The organism is Streptomyces sp. DSM 15324 (assembly GCF_001514285.1).
Taxonomy (GTDB): domain Bacteria; phylum Actinomycetota; class Actinomycetes; order Streptomycetales; family Streptomycetaceae; genus Streptomyces.
In genome coordinates this window covers 1-15517 of sequence record NZ_KQ949029.1, presented here as the reverse complement: position 1 = coordinate 15517, position 15517 = coordinate 1, and the positions used below count along the sequence as shown (strand labels likewise).

At 69.6% G+C, this 15517-nt stretch carries 19 protein-coding genes and 1 pseudogene; 7 read left to right on the top strand and 13 right to left on the bottom strand.

The features are described from left to right. Positions 1-122: 122 nt before the first annotated feature. Genes AQJ58_RS22135 through AQJ58_RS22125 form a run of 3 tightly spaced genes read right to left on the bottom strand, consistent with a single transcriptional unit; the run spans position 123 to position 3010 of the window. Positions 123-782, bottom strand: coding sequence for a HisA/HisF-related TIM barrel protein (locus AQJ58_RS22135; protein WP_067252702.1), 660 nt, complete (start codon positions 780-782; stop codon positions 123-125). A gap of 48 nt (positions 783-830) precedes the next feature. After that, positions 831-1820: a 4-hydroxythreonine-4-phosphate dehydrogenase PdxA gene (gene pdxA / locus AQJ58_RS22130; protein ID WP_067252700.1), complete on the bottom strand. Its 990-nt coding sequence runs from the start codon at positions 1818-1820 to the stop codon at positions 831-833. Next, a complete protein-coding gene (locus tag AQJ58_RS22125; protein WP_067252699.1) occupies positions 1817-3010 on the bottom strand; it encodes a four-carbon acid sugar kinase family protein in 1194 nt (397 codons plus the stop codon). The genes pdxA and AQJ58_RS22125 overlap by 4 nt, the downstream gene beginning before the upstream one ends. Positions 3011-3121: 111 nt before the next feature. On the opposite strand from AQJ58_RS22125, the gene AQJ58_RS22120 reads away from it, so the two are divergent. From AQJ58_RS22120 to AQJ58_RS45410, 5 genes are all read left to right on the top strand, one after another. After that, the gene (locus AQJ58_RS22120; protein ID WP_067252697.1) at positions 3122-4024 is read left to right on the top strand and encodes a LysR substrate-binding domain-containing protein; all 903 of its coding nucleotides are present in this window, start codon (positions 3122-3124) and stop codon (positions 4022-4024) included. A gap of 227 nt (positions 4025-4251) precedes the next feature. Continuing rightward, on the top strand, positions 4252-4566 hold the full coding sequence (locus AQJ58_RS22115) for a hypothetical protein (RefSeq protein WP_067252695.1): 315 nt from the start codon (positions 4252-4254) through the stop codon (positions 4564-4566). Positions 4567-5721: 1155 nt separating this feature from the next. Then, positions 5722-6567 carry an SDR family oxidoreductase gene (locus tag AQJ58_RS22110; RefSeq protein WP_067252693.1) on the top strand — a complete coding sequence of 282 codons (846 nt, stop codon included), beginning with the start codon at positions 5722-5724 and terminating at the stop codon, positions 6565-6567. 103 nt (positions 6568-6670) lie between these two features. Further along, complete coding sequence (locus AQJ58_RS45415; RefSeq protein ID WP_267892080.1) at positions 6671-7048, top strand: peptide deformylase; 378 nt, start codon at positions 6671-6673, stop codon at positions 7046-7048. After that, positions 7045-7233 (top strand): peptide deformylase, encoded by a 189-nt coding sequence (locus AQJ58_RS45410; protein WP_267892079.1) that lies wholly within the window; start codon positions 7045-7047, stop codon positions 7231-7233. Before AQJ58_RS45415 ends, AQJ58_RS45410 begins: the two co-directional genes overlap by 4 nt. Positions 7234-7363: 130 nt before the next feature. On the opposite strand, the gene AQJ58_RS22100 is transcribed toward AQJ58_RS45410, so the two are convergent. From AQJ58_RS22100 to AQJ58_RS22060, 9 genes and pseudogenes are all read right to left on the bottom strand, one after another. Next, entirely contained in the window at positions 7364-8290 is a 927-nt protein-coding gene (locus AQJ58_RS22100; RefSeq protein WP_079079150.1) for a carbon-nitrogen hydrolase family protein, read from the bottom strand. A 55-nt stretch (positions 8291-8345) separates the two neighbouring features. Continuing rightward, positions 8346-9119: a PIG-L deacetylase family protein gene (locus tag AQJ58_RS22095; RefSeq protein WP_234360213.1), complete on the bottom strand. Its 774-nt coding sequence runs from the start codon at positions 9117-9119 to the stop codon at positions 8346-8348. Between the two features lie 73 nt (positions 9120-9192). Next, a complete protein-coding gene (locus tag AQJ58_RS22090; RefSeq protein WP_067252692.1) occupies positions 9193-9858 on the bottom strand; it encodes a 3'-5' exonuclease in 666 nt (221 codons plus the stop codon). Further along, positions 9846-10100, bottom strand: a complete 255-nt coding sequence (locus AQJ58_RS44575) for a hypothetical protein (protein WP_234360209.1) — start codon at positions 10098-10100, stop codon at positions 9846-9848. The genes AQJ58_RS22090 and AQJ58_RS44575 overlap by 13 nt, the downstream gene beginning before the upstream one ends. Then, entirely contained in the window at positions 10097-10504 is a 408-nt protein-coding gene (locus AQJ58_RS44570) for a class I SAM-dependent methyltransferase (RefSeq protein ID WP_067252689.1), read from the bottom strand. Before AQJ58_RS44570 ends, AQJ58_RS44575 begins: the two co-directional genes overlap by 4 nt. Positions 10505-10677: 173 nt before the next feature. Further along, the gene (locus AQJ58_RS22075) at positions 10678-11259 is read right to left on the bottom strand and encodes a class I SAM-dependent methyltransferase (protein WP_067252687.1); all 582 of its coding nucleotides are present in this window, start codon (positions 11257-11259) and stop codon (positions 10678-10680) included. Between the two features lie 160 nt (positions 11260-11419). Then, a pseudogene (locus AQJ58_RS41130) lies at positions 11420-12439 on the bottom strand (MFS transporter); the annotation flags it as partial. A 95-nt stretch (positions 12440-12534) separates the two neighbouring features. Continuing rightward, complete coding sequence (locus tag AQJ58_RS22065) at positions 12535-13011, bottom strand: NUDIX domain-containing protein (protein WP_067252684.1); 477 nt, start codon at positions 13009-13011, stop codon at positions 12535-12537. A gap of 91 nt (positions 13012-13102) precedes the next feature. Continuing rightward, positions 13103-13621, bottom strand: coding sequence for a transposase (locus AQJ58_RS22060; RefSeq protein WP_067252683.1), 519 nt, complete (start codon positions 13619-13621; stop codon positions 13103-13105). A gap of 73 nt (positions 13622-13694) precedes the next feature. Between AQJ58_RS22060 and AQJ58_RS22055 the strand changes: the two genes are divergently transcribed. Continuing rightward, complete coding sequence (locus AQJ58_RS22055; protein ID WP_067252681.1) at positions 13695-14072, top strand: hypothetical protein; 378 nt, start codon at positions 13695-13697, stop codon at positions 14070-14072. 131 nt (positions 14073-14203) lie between these two features. Further along, a protein-coding gene (locus AQJ58_RS41125; RefSeq protein WP_234360206.1) for an IS5 family transposase occupies positions 14204-15009 on the top strand; the annotation gives its coding sequence in 2 pieces (ribosomal slippage) (positions 14204-14521 and positions 14524-15009; 804 coding nt in all). On the opposite strand, the gene AQJ58_RS22040 is transcribed toward AQJ58_RS41125, so the two are convergent. Further along, on the bottom strand, positions 15006-15341 hold the full coding sequence (locus AQJ58_RS22040; protein ID WP_067252680.1) for a hypothetical protein: 336 nt from the start codon (positions 15339-15341) through the stop codon (positions 15006-15008). The two genes, AQJ58_RS41125 and AQJ58_RS22040, sit on opposite strands and share 4 nt — an antisense overlap. Between the last annotated feature and the right edge of the window lie 176 nt (positions 15342-15517).

Genomic DNA, 15517 nt, shown 5'->3' with positions numbered 1-15517 from the left:
CCTTCGCCGACGCAGCCTTCGTAGGCTCGACGGTCTCGGACTCGGACACGTTCTCACTGGTCATCGATGCATCTTCCATGATCGGGAGTTACACCGAACGTCTTACAGTCCCGGCGGTCACGCTACAGGCCCACCACTGGGGCCAGTTGGGAGCGGAGGGTGCCGGCGTGGGGCTGCAGGGAGCCGTCGAAGGCGGCGGATCCGATGGTGAAGGCGTCGGCTCCGGCTGATGCGAGCGCCTGTATCTGGTCGGTGCTGGTGATGGAGCCGGCGATGACCAGGCGGCCGGTGGTGGCGGCGCGGGCGGCGCGGACCAGGTCGAGGGGGTCGGCGTCGGTGGCGCGGTACGCGAGGAGGTCGACGCCGGCGCAGCCGGCGGCCTCGGCTCGTCGGCAGTCGTCTGCGATGCGGTCGGGGTTGCCGGCGAGGCGGGTGGGGTGCCCCAGGGGTTCTCCGGGGAAGGGCAGGTAGCCGATGGATGTGCCGTGCAGGAGGTTGAGGGTCTCCCCGATCCAGGTGCCGCCCATCAGCCAGTCGACGCCGAGTTCGGTGGCCGTTCGTACTGAGGCAAGGGCCTGGTCCCGGTGGGTGCTGACGACTTCGAGGTAGGTGGTGGCGCCCATGTCCTTGATGCGGGTGTGGAGCTTGGCGAGGGTGCCGGCGTCGACACCGACGTCTTTGAAACCGATGTGGGTGATGCCGAGGTCCTCGATGGTGTCGAGGACCTCGAGGCAGTCGGTGACGGTGCGGTCGTCACGGGTGAGCATGAAGATGAAGTCCATGATGTCCTTCGGTCTCTTGTGCCGGGGGCCGATGTGGGTCGGTGGGGGTCAGGGGCGGTCCGGTGCCCCTGAGGACAGGCGGTCGGCGTGGGTCAGGGCGGCGAGCAGGCTGGTGTGGTCGGCCGTGCCGAGACCGGCGATGTCGAAGGCGGTGCCGTGGTCGACGCTGGTGCGGACAAAGGGCAGGCCGATGGTGATGTTGACGCCGTGCTCGATCCCGAGGTACTTGACCGGGATGAGGCCCTGGTCGTGGTACTGGGCGACCACGGCGTCGAAGGCCCCAGCGCGGGCTCGCATGAAGACGGTGTCGGCGGGCCAGGGTCCGCTGGCCTGGATGCCTTCGCTCTGCGCGGTCTCGATGGCGGGGGCGATGATGTCCAGGTCCTCGCGGCCGAACAGGCCGTTCTCCCCCGCATGGGGGTTGAGGCCGGCGACGGCGATACGAGGGGCGGGCAGGCCGCTGCGCTGGAGTGTGCGGTGGGTGAGGCGGATGATGTCGAGTACGCGGGCTGTGGTGATCGCGTTGAGTGCGGTGCGCAGTGGCTGGTGCACGGTGACCAGGACGATGCGCAGCTCGTCGGTGGCCATCATCATCGCGTAGTCCGTGGTGCCGGACAGGTCGGCGAGGATCTCGGTGTGCCCGGGATAGGGGACACCGGACAGACGCAGCGCTTCCTTGTTGATCGGCGCGGTCACCACAGCCCGTACCTCGCGGGCCATCGCGAGCTCGATACCGCGGCGGACGTAACTGAAGGACGCGGCTCCGGCCCGGGCGTCGAGTGTGCCCCAGGGCAGGTCGGCGGGCAGGCCGTTCTCGGCGAGGACGTCCACCGTGCCGGGTGTGAACTTCGCTTCATCGACCGATGAGATGGGGTGGATCGCGAGGTCAGTGTCGGCGATCTTGTTGGCGCGGGCGAGGACGTCCACATCGCCGATGACGACGACGGGCACGGTGCGCCGGGCATCGGCGCACGCTTTGAGGGTGATCTCGGGGCCGATTCCGCAAGGGTCGCCCATGGTGATGGCGATCGGGGTCATACGTGCTCTCCTGGGGCGAGGGGATGTCGGATGAGGTGGGACAGGCGCAGGAGCATGGCGTCGTCACCGAAACCGCCTGCCTTGATCAGCACCGAAAGGGGAAGGGTGCCGATCAGGGATCCGCGGACGACGCCGGGTTCGGGTTCGTCGAGTAGGTCGATGCCGGTGGCACCGACGGGCTGGAGCACGGTGGTGGCCGTTTCTCCCCCGGTGATGACGAGTGCGTCGACTGTGTGGTCTTCGCTCAGCGCCTTGACGATTGCTGCCTGGGAGCGGGCGAGTACTTGTGCGGTCTGTGGCGTGTGGCGTTCATCGGGTGTCTGCAGCGTGAGGACGGGGGCCGTCATGCCCCGCAGCGTCTCCACGGCCGGGGCCGGATCGACGCCGACGGTGACACCCTGGACGTCCGCCCTGGTGTGCAGCTCGGCCAGCTGCCGTCGGGTCGCCGGGTTGGTGCTGCCGACCACGATCAGTGGACGTCGGGCCGGGGCGGACAGTGACGGAGCGCTGCCCGTGGCGCGTGCACACCTTCGGGCCAGGGCGGCCGCCAGACCTGGGGAGCCGACCCACAACACTTCGTCAAGCCGCGGCACCGCTGCTACCAGACGGTCGAGGTCGCCGTCCTCGGTGGCGGAGTAGACGATCAGGTCACCGTTCCCGATCAGTTCGGGCAGTTCGGCTGCCCGAACTGGCTGGCTGAGAACGGCCTCGGGGAACAGCACGGCGAGGTCCGAACACCGCACGGGGTGTGCCGGGTCGCGGGCATAGTCGCTCTCGTGGACCGGTACGCCTCGCACGTGCTGGACCCCATCCACCGTCACTCTGCCCTCCGCGGGGAAGGCCGGAGCGATGACGACGGCCCGTCTCCGCGATCCCTCCCATGCGGCCCGGACCTCCGCCGCGACATGACCGCGCAGGGTGGAATCCACCGTTTTGAAGAGCAACTCGGAGCCGGCGAAGAGGCGGGCCGCACGCCACGTACGCGAAGTGGCGGCCTCCTCGTCCAGCACCCGGCTCCCCAGGTCGACCGCGCTCACGCCCACGGCGGGCCGCGGCACGCATGCTGGGGCGGTGAGCAGGATCCGGGCCTCGTGACCTGCCCGGCGGAACGGCCCGGCTCCGTCCCCTGCGCTGGTGAGGTCATCCGCCAGGATGGCGATACCCTGCCGCACGTCGTCGCGGAATGTCATGCCTCACCTCTCCGTCAGCCACCCTGCTTCTGTGATCAGATCAATAGTCGTTCAGATGAAAGGGCAGGACAAACGATTCATTCTCACAAGACCTGTGAGTAGAGTTCACGCATGCGATGGTCGGCCCTTCCTCCTCTGAATACGCTGCTGCCGTTCGAAGCGACTGTCCGGCACGCGAGCATGACCGCGGCGGCGCAGGAATTGCATGTCACGCACGGCGCGGTGAGCCGACAGATCCAGAACCTGGAACGGTTCCTTGGAATAACGCTGTTCGAGCGACAGACACGCGCCCTGCGCCCGACCCCACAGGCCCGCCAACTGGCGGCCGTCGTCCGGGACGCCCTCGATCAGATCGATGCGGCAGTCCACCAGATTTCACACCGCACACCCGCAGGACCGCTCACTCTCTCGTGCGAGCCCACGCTCCTGATGCGATGGCTCATTCCCCGCCTCCCCGATCTGGCCGTGAACGTGCCGGACGTCGCCGTCCACCTGTCCGCGGGCGGCGGCCCTGTCTTCTTCGAGCGGGACGACATCGACCTCGCGATCCGCCGAGACGACTTCCCGTTCCCCGAAGAGGCAAGCAGGACCCGCTTGTTCGCAGAGCGGATCGGACCCGTCTGCCGGCCCGATCTCGCCTCCCGGCTGACCGGCGCCGCCGGCGTGTCGCAGGTGGCCCTTCTGCACACCGGCACACGACCACAGGCGTGGGACGACTGGCGACGTATCACCGGCATGACGGCAGAGCCCGCCTCCCAGCAGACCCTGGAGCACTTCTACCTAACGCTTCAGGCTGCCGCGGCCGGCGTCGGGGTCGCAATCGCCCCGTACGCCGTCGTCCGCGACGACCTGGAGCGGGGGCAACTCGTCGCACCCTTCGGTTTCGTCCCCGACGGCACCAGCTACCACCTCCTCAGCCGTCAGTCACCCGAGTTGGACGGACGCGTCCGCCAGCTGACGGCATGGTTGCGGGCCAAGACGAGCCAGCTCGAAAACGACTCCGAACCAGTGTGACCGCTTACCGAGCCCTCGTTGCTTGGGATCCCGTCTGGTTGCTGCCGCAGTAAATGCCGGATTTACTGCGGCAGACCCCCCACCGTGATCTTCGCGACGTGCAGTGGACTCTCCAGCCACCGCAGGCGAGATGTACGCATTTACTGCGGCAGGGCTGAAGGGGCGGGACGGGCATGACATCGAACCAGTGACCGAACTCGGGAGTCAGGGCGCGTTGCGTGTGCCGCGTGCCGCCCGTGTCCGTCCTGCCCTCCTCGTACACCGTGGCGGTCGAGCGTCACCTCACCGGCGCGGGCATCGCGAAGTCCTCCGTGTGGATCTACCGGATCTCGCTGATGACGTGGGGGTGGATGCTCGCCGGTGAACCGGCGCCGACCGGCCCAGCCCGCCGGGGCGCGAAGCCGCCCGTCTTCCCCGTCACCGCGATCGACGACCCGGCGCTGCCGGAGGAGCTGGCCGAACTGGCGGCGGCGCGGGCGGACGAGATGGACGCCAACACCGACGACCGGGAGCTGTCCATCGCACGCAAGGCGATCGCCTGATGGGAGCGCAAGGGCTGGATCGTCGGCGACCCGACAATCGGACCCGCACGTCGATGCCGTCCTCGCGGCCGTCGACGTCGCCGCTGTCGTCTCCACCGTGCGCGGCAAGTTCGCCCGCCGCCACGTCCTGTCCGAAGCCCGCCGGCACCTGCTGGAGACCCTGCGCGGCCAGGAGTTCACGCGCGGCCTGGACGACTACATCGCGAACCGCGCCCTGTCCGACCACTCCCGCCAGTCCACCGCTTTGCAGTCCGGCCGCCGGGCCCCGGCCGCCGACCTCGCCCCGACTCTGACCAGCTCGAGCACGTCGCCCTCACCCGGGGCACCGCTGGCCTGGGGGAACGGCGCCGCAAACGGTCCGGTGACCAGCGGCGCTGGTACCGGCAGTGGCTCACCGAACGCACGCAGCACGCCGTCGAGCGACGCCGGCCCGCCCGGCCCCGGCTGCGGCTGGTTCCCGAGGGCATGGTCGACGAGAGCACGGGCGAGTTCCGCGACACCGCATAGCGAGGGTGGATCATCGACGACCCGTACCGCCCAACCTGGCCCCACGACGGATCACCCGAGGCAGTGTGCGAATGAGCCCGCCAGCAGACCTTGCTTGCGGCCATGCGCCCCTCGATTGTGGCTGCGCAGCGGTTGGGCCCTCACCAGAGCCGATTCCCGACAGCAGGAGGCCGGTTGGGTGAGGACGGCTTGGCGACGGCTCGGTGTGAGGGCATCACAGGATCAGCGCGGAGAATCACGCCGGCGATCCCCGGGCCGCACTCGATGCCGCTCGCCCGATCTCGCTGAAGGCGCTGCCCAGCGTCGAACGCCGCTCCCGCGCCCACAGGGACATCGCTGTCACCTACGACCCCCTCGGCCGCCGCAGCGACTGCGTCCGCTCCACAGGAAACCCACGCCCGACCGGCGACGAAGGCCTTGATCTCCAGCCTGCTGGTGTCCGGCCCCACGTCAACGGAACTCGGCGGCCTCGCCGAACGCAGCGGCGTTCTTGCCTGAGGAGCGAGCACTGACCGGCTGGCCAGGCAGACCGACATCCGGAGCGGTATGCGTGGTTCGGGCCGGCGCTCATGCCTCCTTGGCTGGGCAGATCGGTGATTCTGCCGAAGTTGCTCGGGGCGGTGGCGCTCGCCCGTAGCGTGAGGCGGCATGACTGTGCTGATCATCGGCGGCAGCGGCTTCCTGGGTGCCGAGCTGGTACGCCAGGCGATGTCCGCAGGCCTCCACCCGGTCGCCACGTTCCATTCCCGCCCTGCGGACGACGACGGGGTGACCTGGCATCACCTCGACCTTCGCGACCCCCTCCGCCTGGAGGAAGTCCTCGACACGGTGGCTCCGGCTGTGGTGATCAACGCGACGAGCGGTGGAGCGGACTGGGCGGTCACCGCCGAAGGCGGGATCCGCCTCGCCCAAGCTGCGGCCCGGCACGGCATCCGCCTGGTGCACGTCTCCAGCGACGCCGTTTTCTCCGGCACGGGCCGCGACCGCTACGACGAGTCCTGCCTTCCGGACCCCCTCACTCCCTACGGAGCCGCGAAGGCAGCCGCCGAGACCGCCGTACGCCTCCTGTGCCCCGACACTGCGGCCGTCGCCCGTACGTCCCTGATCATCGGCAACGGCCGGTCCGAGCACGAGCGGCTCGTGCACGCGCTGGCCGACGGCACCCGGCAGGGCGCCTTGTTCACCGACGACATCCGTTGCCCCGTCCACGTGACAGACCTGGCTGCCGCTCTGTGGGAGATCACCCGGTCCGACGCCGCCGGCGTGTTCCATCTCGCTGGGCCGGATGCCCTCAGCCGCCACGAGCTGGGCGCGCTCATCGCCCGCCGCGACGGGCTCGACCCCGCCCGGCTGCCCTCCGCACGCCGCTCCGATACGGGACTGCCCGGCGGGCTCGACGTACGACTCGACAGCGGCACCACCCAGGAGAAGCTGCACATCCGGCTCCGCGGCGCCCGCGAGTTCCTGAGCGGGAACAGCCCGAAGCTGACCTGACAGACGCCCACCACCACGCCCCTATGGAAGGCGAAACGCGCCGCCCCGTGACAAGCCGTGGGGCAGACTCTCCATGACCGTTCACCAAGGGGGAGATGGTCCGATGCGCCCCAGCCAGCAGATGCGCGACCTCGACATCGTTCAGTACGGCGCGCCCGTCCTGCGTGACCCTGGCCCCCCTTCGCACTCCCCGATGAGCGGGAAACCATCGACGACGACGTCGGTCAGCTCCGACGTCATGGAGCGCATCCGCCGCACGCACGACTTCTCTGGCAAGGGCCTGGGCCTGGCTGCCCCGCAGATCGGCATCGGCCGGTCCGCAGCCGTCGTCCAACCTCCTGAATCCGCCCCCATCGTTCTGCTCAACCCCCGTATCACCGATGCCGCCGAGGACGTGGACGAGAGGTTCGAAGGGTGCCGTCGCTCTTCGACGTACGGGCACAGGTTCCCCGACCCCTGCGGATCACGGTGGAAACGATGACAGCAGCGGGCAGTACCGAGAAGGCCGTCTACGAGCGGGGCGACGCGCGGCTCCTCGCGCACGAAATTGATCACCTCGACGGACTTCTGCTGATGGACCGCATGCGGCCCGGCGTGAGACCGGTCCCGATAGAGGAGTACCGCAGGACGGCCGAGCCCACGGGCCGGCCCCGGTCGTACGAGTAGAAGGAGGCGGGGCCGACCCGACCGTGGGCGGGCGCGACGATCTTGAGGTGCTCCCCCGGCGGCCGATGGGGGAGCACCGCGATCCGACGCGACACCAAGAGGCTCTGGCGGGTCAGGTGCGCGGGCGTTGTCAGAACGCCGTGCGAATGTCGCTGCGCGGGTCCCCGTCTACCAGCCGGTCCTCGTAGAGCCCGTCCTGCGCCCGGCGTCGCCATGGTCGTGCGTACCGAAGGGCCACGTCGATGTCCGGGTCGGCCGAGTCGAGGTCGATGTCCGCGACCGCCAGCGCGGGCTGCCCGTCGGCGGGGCACTGCGCCAGCCACCGGCCGCCGGGCGCCACGATCCCGGACGGCACCGTGGCGCTGAACTGCGCCGGCACGGCGTAGCCAAGCCAGTAGCAGTACAGCGTCCCGTAGGCCTGGGCGACGCGCGCCCTCGAAGCATCGTCGACCATCACGGAGAGCAGGACGCAGTCGACGTCCAGGCGCTCGTACTCGGCGAAGAGCGGCGGGAAGTTGGCCTCCACGCACAGCGCGCAGCCGATCCGCATGCCGTCCACCTCGAAGACCAGCGGCTCGCGGCCCGGGGCGTACAGGTAGGAGGCCTCCGTATGCGACAGGAGCCGCTTGTCGTACCTGGTGACCAGCTCGCCACGGTCGGAGACGATGAAGAGGCTGTTGTGGGGCCTGTTCGGCGGCGTGAGCGGGTGTAGCGAACCGAACGCCGTCCACATCCGTAGTTTTCCAGCCAGCGCAGCGATCGACTCGGCCTCCTCGCGCAGGACGTCCCAGGCGGCACGGCTCCAGTCGGCCGGTACCAGCCCGCCGTCCGGTCCGGCCGCCATCACGTGCTTGCTCGGATAGACGATCGCCCCCTCGGGGAACTGCACCAGCCGCGCACCCGCACCGGCTGCCTCCGCCATGAGGGCCCGGATCTCCTGCCCGGCCGCTCGAAGTGCTCCTCGGTCAGTGGGATCTTCCGGCACCGTGCTCTGTGCGACCGCCAACCGCAAGGTCCGTGACCCTTTGGGGCGTTGGTCGAGTGCAGGAGGCCTCATCATCTCTCTCCGATCAGCAGGGGCTTACTCGTGGGCGGTGAAGGTGTCCCGGGGGTCAGGAGGCCAGCCGGGCCGGGTCGCCCTTCGTGGGGCCTGGGGTGAGGCGGGTGAAGTGTTCGGTACGGATGATCTGGGCGCGGTCTGCTTCGGGGAGGCGGGCGAGGATGCCGGGCAGGGGCCGCTCACGGGCGACCTCACCGCGATGCGCGAGGATCGCGCGCCACTTCGCGTCAGTCCAGGGTGTGACGTCGATGCTGGTGGTCACGTAGGAGTCCGGCACCGCGAGCACCTCCTTTCCCACACCTTCGAGCAGCGGGCGGAGCAGGCCGACGCCGGACTCGGGGTGCGTGGCGGCGTACAGCGCGGCCGGCTGCCACGGGGGGCCCGCTTCCGGATACAGGCGGGCAAGGCCGGCGGCTTCGACGGCGAGCAGGGTGATCTGGTGGGTGCGTACGTGGTCGGGGTGGCCGGTTAACTGGCCGACCGCGTCGTGGGTGACGACGATGTCGGGACGGAAGTCCCGGATGTGGGCGACGAGGCGGCCGATGGTCTCATCGAGGGGTGCGTCGACGAGCCGGGGTTGGCCGGGCGCGGCCTCGGGGTTGCGGGCGTCGTTGTAGCCGAGCAGGCGTGGGGAGCCGGCGCCCAGGACGGCGAGGGCGTCCGCGAGTTCCGGCGCTCGGCGGCTGTAGAGAGCCCAGGTGGCAGTGACGACCGCTGTGCGGGCGCCGGCGGCGTGGTGCTGCGCGAGCACGCCACCAGCCAGGAGGCTCTCGTCGTCCGGGTGCGCGAACACCCCCAGCAACGACGGCAGGTGCGGGATGTTCACGGTGAAGAGATCTCCTTACGGATGTGATTCCGGGGCGTCGGCCCCGCGACGTCCCGCTGCGGCGGGCCGCCGGTCAGAACAGGGCTCCCTGTTCCGCGGCCGCAGCCGGGGGTGGCTGGGTCGGCTGCAATCCCGCGGCCATGTCCAGTTCGAGCAGCGTTCTCCACCGGCCGGCCCTGCACCCGTCGTCCAGGAGGTGGATCAGCACGTGAGCGGTGACCTCGACATCCGGCATCGCCCGGTGCCGTCCGGCAGGCTTGGGCATGCCGTAGTGGCTGAGCAGACCGTCCAGTCGGTAGGAGCCAAGGCCGGGCAGGACGGCCTTGGCCAGACGCAACGTGTCCAGCAGCGGCGTCGCGGCGAGTACGGGACAGCGCTCTGCCTGGCGGGCGATGATTCCGGCTTCTGTGGAGGCGTGATGGGCGACCAGCCGGTACGGCGGCGCAGTCAGGCGCGCCTCGAGCTGCGCCATCACCTCGGCAGCGGGGGCCGCCGAGGCGAGCATTCGTTGGGTGATGCCCTTGAGCTGGACGTCCCGCGCGGTCACGGGCACGTCGGCAGGCGGTCGCATCAGCTCCTCGAACCGGCCGGTTTCCACCAGTCGGCCATCCCTGGGGCGCAGCGCCAGCGCCGCGACCTCGATCGGCTCGGCGGGCCGTCCTGCTGGAGTGAGGCCCTCGAAGTCGATCACCACGAACGTCGTCGCGGCGAAGCGAGGATCGTCCGTCAGCGCGGCCACGGTGTCGCCTCCCCTGGAACCGCCGTCGGCTTCCGGTCGACGGCTCGGTCGTCGTTCAGGGGGACTGGCCCGGCGTGACCGCCCGGGTTGGACACCCGCTGCAGGTGCTGGGCTGCGTACAGCCGGTAGGAGACGTGGTTGTCGGGTTTCGGGGAGTCGATCGTGGTGACCGCCTCCATTCTGAGTCCGTGCTGGACCAAGAGGTCCTCCCACGTCTGCGGGGTGAGGACCCACATGGTCACTCGGTGGTCTTCGGTGGTTCCGGACAGCCGCAGGATCTCGGGGCGCCGCCGGCATCAACTCGGCTGACGGCCCGGTGCCGTCCGAGTTGGTGTGCAGCGCCGAGAAGAGCAGTCGGGCCGCCCGGTGCAAGGCCATTGGCCAGGACAGGCAACAGCCGGTCGGGGTCCAGGTACGGCATGGAGCCGACGGAGTATACCAGGTCGTACGGATCGGCGTCGCACAGGTGGGCCACGGCGTCGGCGCACACCAGGTGCAGACCCGGAGTGCCCGGGTAGCGGGTGAGGGCGCGCTGGTGCTGGGCGGGGGAGGCATCCACGGCGGTGATGTCGGCGCCCCGGGCGGCGAGGTAAGCGGCATGCCGGCCAAGGCCGCTGCCGAGGTCGAGGACGCGCAGCCCGTTCACGTCGCCGAGCGCTTCGGTGCCGGGACCAACGTCGGGGATGCCCCAGTCCCACCGGTCCAGCTCGCCGCAGCTCCAGCCTTCTGGCCAGTTGGTGGGCGCCGTAGACGTTCCAGGTCTCGGCGGTATCCGATTCGGTGGTCAGCAAGTTCTCCATCCGGTAGCCGGGGCGGGGATCAGGGGCGCAGGGCGTAGCAGCGCAAGACGTCGAGATCGGCGGTCCGGACGGCGGACCAGTTCGCGGTGAGGATCTCCGCCTGCGCGGGAGTGATGCCGAGGCACTGCAAGGGGTCGGTAGCGGGGCGGCGCCCGGCGATCTCGGTGACCACCCAGAAGGTCCCGCCCGGGGCAAGGAGGCGGCGGACGCGGTCGAGGAAGGCGGCCTTGTTGTCGATCCACCGGTAGACCAGGCGGCAGGTGACGACCGCGTACGCAGGCTCGGGCAGGGCACGGAGGTCGTCGGTGGTGATGTCCATGCACCGCCACGCCGGCTCGTGGCCGGGCCTCGCGTCATAGGCGGCGGCGAGCTCGATGGCGCTGGGGGAGCAGTCGATGCCGGTGGCGCGATAGCCGAGTTCGGCGAGGCCCCGGGCGAGCGAGCCGTCGCCGCAGCCGATGTCGAGGGCGGGGCGGTCGCAACCCGGGCCGAGGTGGTCCTCCAGCAGCCGGTTCTCGTTGCCGTCGAGTTGCCGGTAGCGGCGGCCCTGGGACCAGAGTGGCTCCCAGTAGGTCACGGCCGCGGTGGACGCGGTGGTCATGAAGGAGCTCCTTCTCGGTTGGGCGGCACGGCCACGCGGACGGGGATCCTCCGCAGTGTGCGGATGGGGGAGGCCAGCAGCAGGGTGACGGGACCACTTGGAGGAGCGCGCCGACGGCGAGGGTGGCCCGGACATCGAGGAGGAGGGCCAGGCCGCCGGCGGTGGCGGCAGCGAGCGGGCGTGCCCCGGCGGTGAGCGTGGTGCTGGCGGACTGCATCCGGCCCTGGAAGGCCGGGTCGCATACGGCCTGGCGCAGGGATCGCTGGCTGGTCCCCGACGCCGTCGCCCAGAACAACTGCACTGCCAGCGTGGCGGCCAGGACGATCTGCCACCGCAGTCCTGGACCGGCACACAGCACGGGCGCCTGGGCGGCGGGGCTGACCGCGAACCCCACGATGATCGTGGGACCGATGCCGATCCGGGCGGCGATCCTTGGCGCGAGCAACGCACCGGCCACACCGCCGGCACCCCCGATGCGCATGATCACGCCAAACGCGGACGGGGAGGCCCCGAGTCGATCCAGCAGGTAGTACGCCCAGTACGTATGCATGACCGCCAAGCCGAAGGAGAGGGTCGGCAAGGCGGCGATCACGGTGCGGATCGTGGGCTGCCGCGCCACGTAGCGCACGCCGTCGGCGATGTCCCGCGCCAAGCCGGTGCGGGCGCGCGACGCGGCGGCGGCCTCGGGACCGCGCATGCGCCAGATCAGCACCGCGGAGACGAGGAAGGACACGGCGTCGACCAGCACCGAGCGTGCGGGGCCGACGGCACCGACCAGGAGCGCGCCGGCGTTGATGCCGGCGCTGTCGGTCACCGAGGACGCCGCACCGATCTTCGAGTTCGCGTCATGGAGCTGATGCGAACCGACCAGGGCCGGCAGGAGACTGATGGCCGCGGCGTCCTGCAGCATCTTGGCCGCCCCGAGGACGACCGCGACTGCACACAGCTGTCCGACGGTGAGCGCCCCGGCGAGGGCGGCGGCCGGGATGGTCACCATCGCGGCGGCCGCCGCCAGGTCCGAGGCGATCAGCTGAGGGCGCTTGGGATGCCGGTCGGACAGGGCGCCGGCCCACAGCGCGACCGCGTTCGGAAGCTGTCCGAGGAATGCGAGCACGGCGACCTCGGTGGTGGAAGCGCGCAGCTCCAGAACGGCCAGCGCGGGCAGAGCGACGGTGCTCACCGCCGACCCGGACAGGGTCACGGCTTCGCTGGCGAGCAGGGACCGAAAGGCGGGCCTCGACCATGCGGTGGTCTTCGCGGCCCGGGCGGCGACCGTCACGGACACTCACCCCCGCCGCTCAACTCCGGGGCGACGACGTTGGCGTACCGGAGCCCTGCGTCGAAATGGCGCAGGAGCTCGCGAGTGAAGGGGTGGCAGTCGCCGGGCGGGTCGGCGGGATCGGCCCAGACCAACTCGCTGTGGGTGCCCGGCTCACGGTTGAACGGCTCGCCCTCCCACTGTCGTGTCAGGAACACCACGCCGGTCACCCGTTCTCCGTGCGCGGCGTGCAGGTGGACGAGCCGGCAGAACTCAAGGCGGTCCGGGGCGATCAGGATGCCGGTCTCCTCGGTGAACTCGCGTGCGGCACCCTCGTCGAAGAACTCGTCGACTTCGAGCCGGCCGCCGACGACGGTGAGCAGTCCGGGGGAGTGCCACGAGTGCGGCTGGTGCCGGACGGTGAGTACCCGGCCGTCGGAGGGATGCTGAAGCAGGGCCACGACGTGCGGGATGCTCCGGTGGACGTCGCTCACGGCCGGTCCTCCTTCATAAGCCGGTCTAAAGGTTGTCCCGTAAATGATCTTGGGCTCGGCGTGATGTTCCTGGTCGATGTCGGTCGCCCGCCTACCCGGCGATGGCAAGGTTGTGCAGGCGCGCGATGCCGAGCATGGCGTGGTGGACTCCGTCGCCCTTGAGGCGGCAGTCGCGGAGGACCTTCCAGGTCTTCATGCGGGCGAAGACGTGCTCGATGCGGGCGCGGACCTGCTTGTGGGACGTGTTGTGGGCTTCTTTCCAGCCGGGCAGGTCTTCGCCCTTGCGTCGGCGGTGGGGCATGAGGAGTCCGGTGCCGGGATAGCCGCCGTCGGCGATCGTGGTGGTTTTGCCGACGGCGGCTTTGGCGCCGGATTCCTCCCACGCCTTGCAGTCGTTGCGGTTTCCGGGCAGAGGTCGGCCGATCACGACGACGAGTCGGGTCACGGCGTCGATTCGGTCCTCCAGCGGCAGGCCCCATGGCCGGCCCTTTCGGACCGCGTCCGTACCCTCGCGCCGCACCATGCTGACCAGCTTGCCGAACGGGCGAGGGCTCAGCCCGGTGAACGGGGCTATCCAGGACGGCTCAGACGCCGTGATCACACCAGCCATCCCGGATCATCTCAGTTGCAGACGTCGCTGGTTCCGGCCGATTCTTGCGTATTGACGACCGAGGGAGAACGACGTGGGGCTGACTCTGTTCCCGGGTGACGGAAACACCAGCAGTCCCGACGTCGCCTGGTCCTACAGCGGCTTCGCCGCGTTCCGGCGACAGCTGGCGCAAGCTGAGGGGTTCGCTCTCTCCGAGATGCAGGGCTTCGGCGGCGATCGCCCCTGGAGTGATGTCTCCACCTCGCTCGAACCACTCCTCGATCGCCCCGATGACGGCGGAGGCGATCTCTCGCCCACCGAGTGCGCCGCGCTCCTGCCCCGACTCGAGGCGATCGTCGACCAGTGGAAGAACGAGGCCGATGTTCCTCGGGCACACATCGACGCGGCCCGGCAGCTGACGGTCGTTCTGCGGCTCTGCGTCGCGAAGGACGTCGAACTCCTCTTTCTCTGATCGACGAAGCCGAGATCGTTCCTCGCGCTCCCGAAGTTACGGGACAGCCTTACAACGGCTAACACAATGAGGTGGATCAGTCCTGGTTGCCGTGTCCGGGGCGGGAGTTGAGCGTTTGGTCCGGTGTGGGGATGGCGCCGTGGATCGTGTCGGATGAGTTGTGGGCTCGCCTGGAGCCGCTGTTGCCGCAGCGTGAGCGCAGGTTCCGGTATCCGGGCCGCAAGCCGTTGCCGGACCGGGAAGTGCTGTGCGGAATCTTGTACGTGCTGCACACCGGGATCCAGTGGGAGTATCTGCCACAGGACCTCGGTTTCGGCTCGGGTATGACGTGCTGGCGGCGGCTGCGGGACTGGAACGAGGCCGGCGTGTGGCAGCGGCTTCACGAGGTCCTGCTGGCCGAGCTGAACGCAGCCTCACGGCTGGACTGGTCTCGGTGCGTGGTCGACTCGTCCCACGTCAGGGCCCTAAAAGGGGGCAGCACACGGGCCCTTCGCCGGTTGACCGTGGGCGAGCCGGATCGAAACATCACCTCATCACCGACGGACACGGCACTCCGCTCGCGATCCTGCTGACCGGTGGCAACCGGAACGACGTCACCCAGCTCCTGCCGTTGCTCGACGCGATCCCGCCGGTCCGTGGCCGCGTGGGACAGCCACGACGCAAGCCCGACTCTCTGTTCGCGGACCGCGGCTACGACCACGACATCTACCGCGACCAGGTCCGCGCTCGCGGCATCGTGCCGACCATCGCCCGCCGCGGCACCCGGCACGGCACCGGCCTTGGCATCTATCGGTGGGTGGTCGAGCGCACCTTCGCCTGGCTTCACGGCTTTCGACGCCTACGTATCCGCTGGGAACGACGAGCCGACATCCACGAAGCGTTCCTCAGACTCGCCTGCTGCCTCATCTCCCACCGGCAACTCGGCTTGTTGCGCTAGCCGTCGTCGCCCGAGGCGGCCCGGAAGCCACGATCTTGAATCACCGGGAAGGTGTCCTGCGCGGTGGCTACCCATGCGTCGATCTCGTCGTGGGACGTCCTGATGGCTCTGATCAGCCTTTCGAGCACGTCCAGCTTCGACTTGCGAACGTTCAGGCTCAGCTGCGCCAACAACACCTCTTGGTACGGCATGCCCAGCTGCCACCAGAACCGCATGAGGTAACGACACTCCTGCGGCTCGCGGTCGTCTGCAAGACGATCGTGGATAACCGCCTGGACGCGGCGCCGCTGATCGTCGTCACGAAAGCCGTAGCTGAGGTCCGTCAAGGTCACTGCCGGACCCTACCAACCACGTTCACCGATCCTGATGTGGCCATGAAGACGTCGAGGCAGTTCGTTCTGTTAGGAGCTCTAATCCAGCACCCGCGCTTTTCGCTCCGAAGGCAATCGAAACACTGAACGCCGAACAACCGGCCCGCGCCCCGCTCCGACAAAACGAGCGGGGCGCG